9 protein-coding genes are annotated in these 13074 nt (G+C 39.5%); 4 read left to right on the top strand and 5 right to left on the bottom strand.

Going from position 1 to position 13074, the window contains the following annotated elements:
* Nucleotides 1-107: 107 nt before the first annotated feature.
* On the bottom strand, nucleotides 108-3044 hold the full coding sequence (locus GM698_RS07950; RefSeq protein ID WP_209289227.1) for a YadA-like family protein: 2937 nt from the start codon (nucleotides 3042-3044) through the stop codon (nucleotides 108-110).
* A gap of 249 nt (nucleotides 3045-3293) precedes the next feature.
* Nucleotides 3294-3935, bottom strand: coding sequence for a superoxide dismutase [Mn] (sodA, locus tag GM698_RS07945; RefSeq protein WP_176810270.1), 642 nt, complete (start codon nucleotides 3933-3935; stop codon nucleotides 3294-3296).
* 386 nt (nucleotides 3936-4321) lie between these two features.
* Between sodA and thrA the strand changes: the two genes are divergently transcribed.
* The 4 genes from thrA (at nucleotide 4322) to rho (ending at nucleotide 10307) form a co-directional block, all read left to right on the top strand.
* Entirely contained in the window at nucleotides 4322-6778 is a 2457-nt protein-coding gene (thrA, locus tag GM698_RS07940; protein WP_209289226.1) for a bifunctional aspartate kinase/homoserine dehydrogenase I, read from the top strand.
* On the top strand, nucleotides 6778-7725 hold the full coding sequence (gene thrB / locus GM698_RS07935; RefSeq protein ID WP_209289225.1) for a homoserine kinase: 948 nt from the start codon (nucleotides 6778-6780) through the stop codon (nucleotides 7723-7725). Before thrA ends, thrB begins: the two co-directional genes overlap by 1 nt.
* 175 nt (nucleotides 7726-7900) lie before the next feature.
* Nucleotides 7901-8848: a cysteine synthase A gene (gene cysK, locus GM698_RS07930; protein ID WP_159630974.1), complete on the top strand. Its 948-nt coding sequence runs from the start codon at nucleotides 7901-7903 to the stop codon at nucleotides 8846-8848.
* A 196-nt stretch (nucleotides 8849-9044) separates the two neighbouring features.
* Complete coding sequence (rho, locus tag GM698_RS07925) at nucleotides 9045-10307, top strand: transcription termination factor Rho (RefSeq protein ID WP_159630976.1); 1263 nt, start codon at nucleotides 9045-9047, stop codon at nucleotides 10305-10307.
* Between the two features lie 55 nt (nucleotides 10308-10362).
* On the opposite strand, the gene napF is transcribed toward rho, so the two are convergent.
* The 3 genes from napF to argB form a co-directional block, all read right to left on the bottom strand.
* Nucleotides 10363-10881 carry a ferredoxin-type protein NapF gene (napF, locus tag GM698_RS07920; RefSeq protein ID WP_209289224.1) on the bottom strand — a complete coding sequence of 173 codons (519 nt, stop codon included), beginning with the start codon at nucleotides 10879-10881 and terminating at the stop codon, nucleotides 10363-10365.
* Nucleotides 10882-10975: 94 nt separating this feature from the next.
* Nucleotides 10976-12157 (bottom strand): aspartate aminotransferase family protein, encoded by a 1182-nt coding sequence (locus GM698_RS07915; RefSeq protein WP_209289223.1) that lies wholly within the window; start codon nucleotides 12155-12157, stop codon nucleotides 10976-10978.
* A gap of 15 nt (nucleotides 12158-12172) precedes the next feature.
* Nucleotides 12173-13027 carry an acetylglutamate kinase gene (argB, locus tag GM698_RS07910; RefSeq protein ID WP_176808875.1) on the bottom strand — a complete coding sequence of 285 codons (855 nt, stop codon included), beginning with the start codon at nucleotides 13025-13027 and terminating at the stop codon, nucleotides 12173-12175.
* Nucleotides 13028-13074 lie beyond the last annotated feature (47 nt).

Below are 13074 nucleotides of genomic sequence, written 5' to 3'. Positions count from 1 at the left end.
TTTTACTTTTTAACGCTTCTTGAATATTTCATTCAAAAAAACCACGCTTGTAAGCGCTCTTTTGATTGCTTACAAGCGATCTACTATGCAGACTTTTTGCACATCAATTAGAATTTAAATCCAATTGATGCCCCCCCGCCTACATCGCCTTTATTGCTCGCTGAGCCTATCAATTTCAGCGAAACTTTGCCATTATTTGACACCTTTGAATACCCCAATGCCACTGCCGTTGCACCATTAAAGGTGCCTGTACCGACCGATAACATACTGTCTCCTGCACCTGGTGCATTGATTAAACTTGCCGCCGCATACGCCCCAGCAATCCCTGAACTCATCCGTTTTTCTGTGCGGGCTATCTTGTTCTCTAACTGATTCAGTTGCCCCCCTAACGCATTCATCCCTCGGGTGAATTGCCCCATATTAACCGCATCGGTCTCCGATACCCCCTCTGCCACATTGGTGATTCGGCGTGCGGCATTGGCATTACCAACAGAAAATTCATTGTCGCTCATCGCCACCGAACCAGTGCCTACTGCAACGCTATTGCTGCCTTTCGCGACACTATTAGCACCGATTGCAACACTCTCCGCACCCTCTGCCTTCGCACTATTGCCTGTGCTATTTACAGAAACATATTTCGTATTTTGAGCTGCTGCATTTAACGCCGTTTTCACATTATTCGTCGTCTTCTTCTCGCCTTGTTCGTAATAGTCGTATTTTACCTCTACTGAACCATCTGCGGCTAGCGTTGCACCTAACACATTAGCAACTTTCAGGATTTCCTTATCTATCTTTTGATCAATGCCGTTAATTCGGCTACTTACTTTATTGTCAACTTCAACAACTGCGCCTATCACTTCCTTCAGTTGAGTATTTACTTTACCTACTTCAGTGTCAATTTTTGCATCCACTGCTTGTACCTGATTTGCAACTTTAGCAACGGCACCTATCACATACTTAAGTTGTGAAATATTTACCACATCTGTATCTGCCTCACCTGCGGTAACATTGGTAATTTTTCGGGTAAATTCAGTTTTACCTAAATTATTTTTACCCACCCCAACTGAAACCTCGTTTTCGCTAACCGCTAACGAACCTGCACCTAATGCAACAGCGTTTTTGCCTGTAGCGATTGCATTGCTGCCGAATGCTATTGCGTTTTCAGCTGTGGCTAAGGTATTTGCTCCGTAGGCAATAGCGTTTTCGCCTGAGGCAAACGCACTTTCGCCTTCTGCGAGCGAATTTTTACCGATATTTTTAATTGGTGAATTCGCTAACTGTCGATTTAACTGTGCTAATTCCGCTTGTTTAGCAGCAAGATCTTGGTTTTGTTTTTCCAGTTCAGCCTTACGCTGATTTAACATTTGCTCTTGCTGTTGTTTGCGTTCTGCTAAAGCTTCATCATGGGGCGTTAAGCCTAAACGAGAAATATCATCAATAATATATCTGATATCTTGTTCTGTGCTATCTATCGAACCTTTAGCGTTTGAGAGTGCATCATATAATTGCTTCACTTTTTCGCTAGTGGCTTTAACTACCTCATTATTTTGATTGTAAGTGTGAATACGCTCTCTGGTTTGATTATACAGCTCTTCTACTATTGGTTTAACTTGGCTGAATTCCTTTTCAATAACATCATTTTTATATGTTGGAGTATATGTATTAAAATCATTTTCGGGCTTATTTTTCTCTTTATTGATAAAAGCAGTCTTTTCTATTATGCCTTGACTCATTTTATCTATTGCTATTTTATCTTGCTCATCCAAAGGTTTGGAAAGCTCTAGTTGTAATTTTTTATCTAACTCTAACCACTCTTCAACAGTATCATTAAATTTTATAATTCTATCTAGCTTTGATTTATAGTCAGTTAAATCAAACCACCAACTGTCATTTTTAGTATCATCAATATGCTTAACGAGGTCTTTTATCTCTTGATTAAGCTTCTTAAAGCCATCAACCTCGCCTCGATAGCCATCGGTCAAAACACTATTTCGATACCTAAACCCATACTCTGATATCAAGTTTAAATCAATCTTTTTATTTTCTTTTAATGGTGGCATCTTTATCATGGTGTCATAATAACGGCTAACAAGACCATAAGTATTCAATAAAATATTGGCATTTGAATCTTTCTTTTTAGCTGAAAGATAGAAATAAAGTTTCAACTTAAAATTTTCAATCTCTGTTCGGTCACTATTCGGAGAAAGATGCGTCTCTAAATCACTACGAGGATTAAATCTTGGCAATTTATTCGGGGTTTTTAAATCATCTTCCGTGTAGAAAACCGATCTAAATAGATCTGCCTTAAATTTATATGATGAGCCTTGGCTAACTCCATATATATTGTCACGTATAACGCTATCTAAATATTGAGCAGTTGGATCTGCTGTCGCTTTACTCGCAACATAGCCATCAATTAATTGTCTATATTGTGGAGCGGTAAAATTCCCTTTAAATTCAGGAAAAGCCTCTTCTATAATAACTTTAATATCAGCCGCTAATTCATCTCGCCCCTTACCTGATGCGTTACCTAATTTACTCCAGTCTAATTTTTTAAATATTCCATCATAATTAACAGTACTACCACGGATAATATCTTGTGGCAAACGGTTATAGGCATCATTCGCTTGTTGTAATTGGTTTTGCTGTTCAGCTAATCTCTTTTGAGCCTCATCGCGTTGATTTTGAAGAGTTGCGTATTCCTTAAGTAAAGGGGCAATTTGCGCTTGGCGTTGGTTAATATCGGTAATACTGGCTTCAATATTATCAATATGGCTTTGAACAGAGGAGATTTGAGCATCAATTTTGTTGATTTCAGTTTGTTTTTCGCCTAGTTGGCGTACAATTTCGTCTGTCACTTTACGGCGTTCAGCAAATTGCTCGCGGCTCATTCCCCCACCTGTGGCAACGGCATTATGCCCTGTGGCAACACCATTTTCTGAAGTGGCATAACTACCTGCCCCATTCGCAGTTGAATTGGTACCGACAGCGTAACCATTACCAGCTGCATACGCCGAGCCTGAAATTAGCACCGTGAGTAGCAACGAGGCTACACTACGCCGTGAGTGAGTGAGTGAGTGAGTGAGTGAGTGAGTGAGTGAGTGAGTTCATCATATAATTATCTCTCTGTAAATAAAAAAGGCGATTTTAATCTATTTTTTGTGTGATGAATACTAAAAATTTAGCTTTTTTTAATGTGAATTTAAGTTGCAGAACGCATATTAAACAAGCGGTCATATTTTGCAAAATTTTTACAAAATATGACCGCTTGTATTTATCGTACTAAACTAGATTTATTTTCCGCAGCCGCAGCCTGGCGTTTGTTTTTCAAAACGGTTTGCCGCTTCGTCCCAGTTTACCACGTTCCAGAACGCTTTGATGAAATCCGGACGGCGGTTTTGGTAGTTCAGGTAGTAAGCGTGTTCCCATACATCTAAACCTAAAATTGGGTAGCCAGAAACCCCTGCTACGTCTTTACCCATTAGTGGGTTGTCTTGATTTGCGGTTGAGACTACCGATAATTTTCCTTCATTTACAACTAACCACGCCCAGCCTGAGCCAAAACGAGTAGTTGCTGCTTTTTCAAATTCTGCTTTGAAATTATCCACAGAGCCAAAATCACGCTCAATCGCATCTTTTAATGCACCTTGTAAAGTTGTGCCTGTTTTTAAACCTTTCCATAATAATGTGTGGTTTACGTGTCCGCCTACGTTGTTACGCACTGCAACACGTTTTTCAGCAGGGACTTGGTTTAAATCTGCAATTAATTTGCCTGGGCATTGCTCTAATAATTCAGGATGGGCTTCTAATGCTGCATTTGCATTATTAATATATGCTTGGTGGTGCTTAGTGTGGTGAATTTCCATTGTTTTTGCATCAAAATGTGGCTCTAACGCATCATACGCGTAGCCTAATTCAGGTAATGTGTATGCCATAGTTCATTCCTTTCAAATAGTAATCAATCAATAGGTTAATCAGAGTTAAACTCCAAACGCATTCTAACAAGAAATAACCAGAAAAGGCATATTTTTTTGATCTAGAGCAAGATTATTCAATCATCTTAAAAGTAAATACGAAAAATAAAGAAATTCTCATTCCCCCATTGACAAAGTAGTTATTTTCACGCATTCTTCACCCATTATTAATTCTATTACATAGAAAACAGCCAATGAGTCATTTTTCTGTAATTACAATGATTATTACCACCATTATGTTTCCAGCATAGTGCGGGTTTTTTATTGGCTACAAAAAGAATAAACTGAAACCCGCTACAAGCGGGTTTTTTTATAGAAAAATTTACCAATATTCATCAGGAGTAACTATGCGAGTTCTTAAATTTGGGGGCACCTCTCTTGCCAATCCAGAACGCTTTATGCAAGCGGCGGATATTATCGAAAAAGCCCATTTAGCTGATCAGGCGGCAGGGGTTTTATCCGCTCCAGCCAAAATCACTAACCACTTGGTCGCCATTGTTGATAAAGCAATTGCTGGCGAATCATTTGAATCTAACCTTTCTGAAGCAACCGAGATTTTCCACAACATCATTAACGGCTTATATGAAGCAAACAATAACTTTGCCAAAAATGAACTATTAGCATTGGTTGATGCTGAATTAACCCAAATTCAGCAAGTTGCGGCAGATTCTGCAAAAAGTAAATCACTCTCGGATGATATTGCAGCAACAATCCATTGCCGTGGTGAAAAACTTTCTATTGCAATGATGCAAGCGTGGTTTGAAGCAAAAGGCTACACCGTTACTCGCATCGACCCTGTTGAAAAATTATTGGCTCACGGGAGCTATTTGGAATCTTCAGTTGATATTCCAGAATCAACCAAGCGTGTTGATGCAGACTCGATTCCAAAGAAGAATGTGGTATTAATGGCAGGTTTTACTGCAGGCAATCAGCAAGGTGAATTAGTGCTATTAGGGCGAAACGGTTCTGATTACTCTGCCGCGTGTTTAGCCGCTTGCTTGAAAGCAGATGTCTGTGAAATTTGGACAGATGTGGATGGTGTTTATACTTGCGATCCTCGCCTAGTGCCCAATGCGGTTTGTTTGGAATCTATGAGCTACCAAGAAGCGATGGAGCTTTCTTACTTCGGGGCAAAAGTGATTCATCCTCGCACAATCGGGCCTTTAGTATCATTAAATATTCCGTGCTTAATTAAAAATACAGGTAATCCTGAAAGCAAAGGCACCTTGATTGATGGTAATGTTGCAAATGATAACTTGAAAGTAAAAGGCATTACTAACCTTGATAACGTCGCAATGTTTAACGTATCAGGTGCAGGTATGCAGGGAATGGTGGGTATGGCTGCTCGTGTTTTCTCTACAATGTCGAAATCAGGCATTTCAGTGATTTTAATTACCCAATCTTCATCAGAATATAGTATTAGTTTCTGTGTGCCTGCTAAATCGGCAGAAAAAGCGTTACTTGCATTAAATGCGGAATTTGCCCAAGAATTAGCTGAAAACTTACTTGATCCGATTGATATTATTAAAGATTTATCCATCGTTTCTGTAGTAGGTGACGGTATGCGTACCGCTAAAGGTATCGCAGCACGCTTTTTCTCTGCACTTGCTCAAGCAAACATTAGTATTGTCGCGATCGCACAAGGTTCATCAGAGCGTTCAATTTCAGCAGTGGTGCCACTGAATAAAGCCATTGAAGCCGTGAAAGCCACCCATAAATCATTATTTAATAGCAAACGTGTTGTAGATATTTTTTTAGTTGGCGTTGGCGGTGTTGGAAGTGAGTTAATTGAGCAAGTAAAACAACAAAAAGAGTTTCTAGCCAAAAAGGATATTGAAATTCGTATTTGTGCCTTAGCTAATTCAGATAAAATGTTGCTTAACGAAAGCGGTTTAAATTTAGATAACTGGAAAGAAGATTTAGAAAAAGCAATCCAACCTTCAGACTTTGATGTACTACTTTCTTTTATCAAATTCCACCACGTGGTCAATCCTGTGTTTGTTGATTGCACCTCAGCACAATCTGTAGCAAACCTTTACGCCCGAGCGTTAAAAGAAGGCTTCCACGTAGTTACACCAAACAAAAAAGCCAATACGTCAGGCTATAACTATTACTTAGAAATGCGTGAGAATGCTCGTCAAAGCCAGCACAAATTCCTTTATGAAACTAACGTAGGGGCAGGTTTGCCCGTTATCGAAAATCTGCAAAACTTGCTAGCAGCTGGCGATGAAGTAGAGAAATTTGAGGGGATTCTTTCAGGCTCACTCTCATTCATTTTCGGTAAATTAGAAGAGGGCTTAACGCTTTCTCAAGCTACCCTATTGGCAAAGGAAAAAGGCTTTACTGAGCCTGATCCTCGTGAGGATTTATCTGGTGCTGATGTTGCTCGCAAATTATTAATTTTAGCTCGTGAAACTGGCTTGCCGCTTGAATTTGAAGATATTGAAATTGAAGGCATATTACCAAAAGGCTTCTCCGAAGGAATGAACCGTGATGAGTTTTTAGCAGCATTACCTGCATTAGATGAAGAATTTAACAAACGTGTAGAAGCAGCAAAAGCAGAAGGTAAAGTTTTACGCTATGTAGGCTCAATTACAGGGACAAAATGCCGTGTGGCAATTGAAACTGTTGATGACAATCACCCACTTTATAAAGTAAAAGATGGCGAAAATGCTCTTGCCTTCTTAACTCGCTACTACAGCCCAATCCCCCTTCTCTTGCGTGGTTATGGTGCAGGTAATAGCGTAACTGCAGCAGGTATTTTTGCTGATATTCTTCGTACATTACCAGGAGGTGCAAGCTAATGACCTTACGCATTTATGCACCTGCCTCAAGTGCGAATATTAGTGTGGGATTTGATTCATTAGGGGCGGCAATCTCACCTATTGATGGTTCTTTATTAGGCGATGTTGTTCAAATTGAAGATTGCGAACAAACTTTTGAGCTAGAAAGTGCAGGTTATTTTGTACGTAAATTGCCCAAAGAACCACAAAAAAACATTGTCTATCAAGCCTATGTGCTATTTAGCGAACGCTTGAAATTACGTAACGGCAGTGTAAAAAATTTACGCTTAACACTTGAAAAAAATATGCCGATTGGCTCAGGGCTTGGCTCAAGTGCTTGTTCAATTGTGGCTGCATTAGTGGCACTTAATCAATTCCATAATGAACCATTTTCAAAAATGGAATTATTAGAAATGATGGGAGAGCTTGAGGGGAGAATTTCAGGTTCAATTCACTACGATAATGTTGCACCTTGCTACTTAGGTGGCTTGCAATTAATGACGCAATCTCTGGGCAATATTTGCCAACCTTTACCTTTTTTTGATGAATGGTATTGGGTGCTTGCTTACCCAGGTGTGGAGGTTTCTACTGCAGAAGCACGAGCCATTTTGCCTAAAAGCTATACGCGTCAAGATATGATTCAGCAAGCGCGTTACTTAGGCTCTTTCGTTCACGCTTGTCATACACATCAAGATGTATTAGCTGCCACTATGATGAAAGACTTAATTGCCGAGCCTTATCGTGAAGGATTACTCCCAAACTTCCCTGCTGTTCGTCAAGGCTGTAAAGATTTAGGTGCATTAGCGGTTGGTATTTCAGGTTCAGGCCCAACAATGTTTGCCATCGCACCCGACTTGGAGCACGCCCAACGCTTAGTAAACTATTTGGAGAGAGAGTATCTGCAAAACAACGAAGGGTTTATCCACATCTGCAAAGTGGATAACCAAGGGGCGAGGGAACTGAAATAATCTATTACAAGCGGTCTGATTTTGCTTATTTTTTGCAAAACAGACCGTTTTTTTATGTAAACCCATCTCTTATATTCCTTTTGGTTATACAAAATAAATTTCTGCTACTAGCCAAGCTCAAAAAGATCAGTATGATGAAATACAATTTTAATACCTACTTTGAGAGGAATTTTCTATGACAATTTATTCAGACAACTCATATTCCATCGGCAACACTCCACTTGTACGTTTAAAACATTTCGGTAATGGTAATATCGTAGTTAAAGTGGAAGGGCGTAACCCAAGTTTTAGCGTGAAATGCCGTATTGGGGCGAATATGGTCTGGCAGGCGGAAAAAGACGGTATTTTAACGAAAGATAAAGAAATCGTAGATGCAACCAGCGGTAACACTGGTATTGCATTAGCTTACGTTGCGGCAGCTCGTGGCTATAAATTAACACTTACAATGCCTGAAACAATGAGTACTGAGCGTAAACGCTTATTACGTGGTTTAGGCGTAAACCTGATTTTAACTGAAGGTGCAAAAGGAATGAAAGGCGCCATAGCAAAAGCAGAAGAGATTGCAGCCTCTGATCCAAACCGTTATGTCACCTTAAAACAGTTTGAAAATCCAGCAAACCCAGCAATTCACCAACAAACCACGGGCCCTGAAATTTGGGAGGCGACGCAAGGCAACATTGATGTTTTAGTTGCAGGCGTAGGAACAGGCGGCACCATTACTGGCGTATCTCGTGCGATTAAACAAGATAAAGGTAAACCCATTATTTCTGTCGCAGTAGAACCAGCAGAATCTCCCGTTATCACACAAACTTTAAATAATGAAGAAGTAAAACCAGGCCCACATAAAATTCAAGGCATTGGTGCAGGTTTTATCCCGAAAAACTTAGATTTAGCGTTAGTAGATCGTGTTGAGCAGGTTTCAAGCGAAGAAGCCATTGCAACCGCTCGCCGTTTAATGGCAGAAGAAGGAATTTTAGGTGGCATTTCATCAGGTGCTGCCGTTGCAGCAGCAGATCGCATTGCGAGACTACCCGAATTTGCTGATAAATTAATCGTCGTAATACTACCATCTGCTTCAGAGCGTTATTTAAGCACCCTTTTATTTGAGGGGGTTGAGGCTTAATAAGCCTATCCAATAAAAATGCTGATGTTTTATCAGCATTTTTATTGCTACTATTGCTACAAGCGGTCATTTTTTATAAAAAATTTGCAATTTCGCCTCTATTAAGGTATGCTTCGCCTCATCTTTTGTGGCTTAGCCATATCAAATCAATACCAACAACTCCAACCTTATTTAATCACAATTTAACATTCAAATTATGCATCTTACTCAACTTAAAAATACGCCAGTTTCAGAATTAGTCGAAATGGGTGAAAACCAAATGGGCTTAGAAAATTTAGCTCGTTTACGTAAACAAGACATCGTTTTTGCTATTCTTAAACAACACGCAAAAAGTGGTGAAGATATTTTCGGTCAAGGCGTGTTAGAAATTTTACCCGATGGTTTTGGTTTCTTGCGTTCATCAGATAGCTCATACTTAGCTGGGCCCGATGATATTTATGTTTCACCAAGCCAAATCCGCCGCTTTAACTTACAAACTGGTGATAAGGTAGAAGGGAAAATCCGCCCGCCCAAAGAAGGCGAACGCTACTTTGCATTATTAAAAGTCGATTCCGTTAATGATGACAAGCCTGAAGTCTCTCGTAGCAAAATCTTATTTGAAAACTTAACGCCTTTACACGCAAATTCCCGTTTGAAAATGGAGCGTGGTAATGGCTCAAAAGAAGATTTAACTGCTCGTATTTTAGATTTAGCGGCTCCCATCGGTAAAGGTCAGCGAGCGTTGATTGTAGCCCCACCTAAAGCAGGTAAAACTGTTCTTCTACAAAATATCGCACAAAGTATTACCCATAACCACCCAGAATGTGAGCTTATCGTTCTGTTAATTGATGAACGTCCTGAAGAGGTCACCGAGATGCAACGCACGGTGCGTGGCGAAGTTATTGCATCTACCTTTGATGAGCCAGCCTCACGACACGTTCAAGTTGCAGAAATGGTAATAGAAAAAGCAAAACGTTCTGTTGAACATAAAAAAGATGTGGTGATTTTATTAGATTCCATCACACGTCTTGCTCGTGCTTATAACACTGTTACGCCTGTTTCAGGTAAAATTCTTTCTGGTGGTGTAGATGCAAATGCGTTACATCGTCCTAAACGTTTCTTCGGGGCTGCACGTAACGTAGAAGAAGGCGGTAGCTTAACGATTATCGCAACGGCGCTTGTTGATACAGGGTCTAAAATGGATGAGGTCATTTTTGAAGAATTCAAAGGTACCGGTAATATGGAACTACATCTATCTCGCCGAATTGCAGAACGCCGAATCTTCCCTGCGATTGATTTCAATCGTTCTGGTACACGTAAAGATGATCTATTAATGGCTGCTGATGAACTACAAAAAACGTGGATGTTGCGTAAAGTGCTTAATCCAATGGATGATGTCGATGCAATCGAATGGTTAATTGATAAATTAATGATGGCTAAAACCAACGAGGCGTTTTTTGAAATTATGAAACGTTCGTGATAAATATCGCTAAAAAATCAGCACCATTGAGGTGCTGATTTTCTTTTTTGAAAGATTAAACTAATTGAATTGCTGATAAAAAACAGCTTATCTTACATTCCCCACATCCATTACATAACTCATCATTTACCACTAAATGTTCAGAAATCGCCTGCTGGGGGCATTTCTCTTGGCACACAGTGCAAAACTGATTCTGCTTAACTAGGCACGTGTTAAAAAAATTTGGTCGAAGCTCGGTATCTCGTTTAAAGAGGGTATTTAAAGCATTGCTTGAACAGCTTTCAGCACATTTTCCACATAAGTCACAACTCATATAATCTAACTCTAAAACTGCTTTTTGTTGCTGAATCTGAATCAAATTATATGGACAAGCCTGCGTACAATCACCACAGCCGTTGCAAGCAGCAAGAAATAGATGTTCCTCTGCCGCAAAAGGTGGGCGATGAGCTAAACGGATATGCTGCTCTTTCTGCACTTTATTTACAGACTGAAACAGCGTGCGTAATAGCCCCCGCCTTGAAATCTGCTTATGATTTAAATACGCTTCATAATATTGTTCATTTCTACCTTGCATATTCATTACCGATAGATGTGCTCTTGCCAGAATTGTAATGTATCTTTTGTAAGAGTTCTATGCTTCTATAAATGATCTCATCGCCAAAACTAAACTATCTTGATTCAAGAACCTCTTTCAATACCTTTATTCCCTGTTCAATCTGTTCATCAGATATAATCAGCGGTGGCAGTAATCTTAATTTACTTTTTGCAGTTAAAAACAGCACACCTTGTTCAATACATTTTGTCACGATATCGGAGGCTAAAATACCCTCTTCAAATTCCACACCAATCATTAAACCTAAGCCAGAAACAGATTTTACTTTTGGCAAAGCATTTAATCTTTGTTGCAGAGATTGCCCTTTACGTTGCACTTCTTTTAAAAAATCTGGCGTTATTTTATCTAAAACCACATTTGCGCCAGCACAAGTAACAGGATTACCGCCAAATGTTGAACCGTGATCGCTCTTACCTAAAGTATGTTCAACTTTGTTGCCTAATAGAAAAGCCCCTATTGGTAGTCCGCCGCCTAAACCTTTAGCCAGACTCACAATATCAGGCTGTAAGCCAAATTGTTGATAAGAGAACATTGTGCCTGTTCGCCCAATACCTGTTTGTACTTCATCTATTATAAAAACTAAATCTTTTTCTTGGCAGAGCGATTGCATTGCTTGCAAGTAATCATTATCTAACGCACAAACTCCACCTTCGCCTTGTAGCACTTCAACTAAAATAGCACAGACATCATCAGTATTTAAACGGATTTTAAGTGCATCAATATCATTTGCTGGCACATATTCAAAGCCATCCGTAAACGGAAAAAAGTGTTGGTGAAACACATCTTGCCCTGTTGCTGCCAGTGTTGAAATAGTTCTACCGTGAAATGAATTCACTAAGGTTAAAATTGTGGATCGCCCAGTGCCATATTTATCGTGGCTATATTTGCGAGCTGTTTTTACTGCCCCTTCATTTGCCTCTGCGCCTGAATTGCAAAAAAATGCTCTTTTTAGACCGCTTGTAGAGACCAATTTTTTAGCTAATTGGCTTGATGGCTCAGTGAAAAATAAATTTGAAGTGTGTTGCAATTTGCCTGCTTGAGCCGTAATCGCTGAAAGCCAATCGTCATCAGCCCACCCTAAACTATTTACGCCAATGCCGCTGGTAAAATCTAAATATTGCTTACCCTCAACATCCCACACATCACAGCCTTTACCGTGTGAAAGTGCGAGGTCAAATCTGCCGTAAGTTTGGGCAATATATTCTTTATCTAGTTGTTTGATGTTGTTACTTGTCATATATTTCTTCCTAATCTATTTTTTGTAAAAACGTGTTCCATTTTTACCACCAAATAGTTCAACTAAAATAGCGTGTTCGATTCTTCCATCAATAATATTTGCTTCAATACCGCCTGCATTAATAAAATCCGTACAGCAAGCAATTTTAGGGATCATACCGCCTGCAATAATACCCTGATCAATCAGTCCTTGCACATCACAGACATCAACCTCTGGAATAAGCGTACTTTCATCAAAACGATCTTGTAATAAACCTGCAATATCCGTCATTGAAACTAATTTCGCTGCATTAAGCGCTATTGCGATTTCACTTGCTGCCGTATCGGCATTAATATTATAAGCCTGCCCGTTTTCATCCACACCAATAGTTGAAATCACAGGAATTAAACTCGCATTTAAGGCAATTTCGATCACTTTTGGATTAACCTTGACAATATCACCTACAAAGCCATAATCCACCTCAGCTTCTAATTTTTTGCATTGCAACATTGCTCCATCAATACCACACAACCCAATGCCTTTACCTTTCAATAAGGCAACAAGACTTTTATTCACTTTGCCCGCTAACATTTGCAACACCACGCTAATCGTATCGCTATCAGTCACTCTTAACCCATTGATAAACTGAGGCACTTTACCTAATAATTTTACACCTTGTGAAATCTCAGGCCCTCCGCCGTGTACCAGCACGACTTTTATCCCTAAACGATTAAGCAATAAAATATCTTCCATTACCGATGTTTTCAGATCTTCATTAATCATCGCATTACCGCCATATTTCACAACAATGATTTTATCTTGCCATTTAGCAAGACAAGCGGTTGATTTTTCTAATAAATTTGCGAATTGATTGATTTCTTGAATATCCATAATATCTCCAGTTTTATGTCACTTTTCTTTGCTTGTGCAAAGAAAGT

The organism is Mannheimia sp. ZY171111, assembly GCF_017750945.1.
Classification (GTDB): Bacteria; Pseudomonadota; Gammaproteobacteria; order Enterobacterales; family Pasteurellaceae; genus Mannheimia; species Mannheimia pernigra.
Note: the sequence above shows the minus strand (reverse complement) of the source record. Positions and strands in the feature narration are given on the sequence as shown.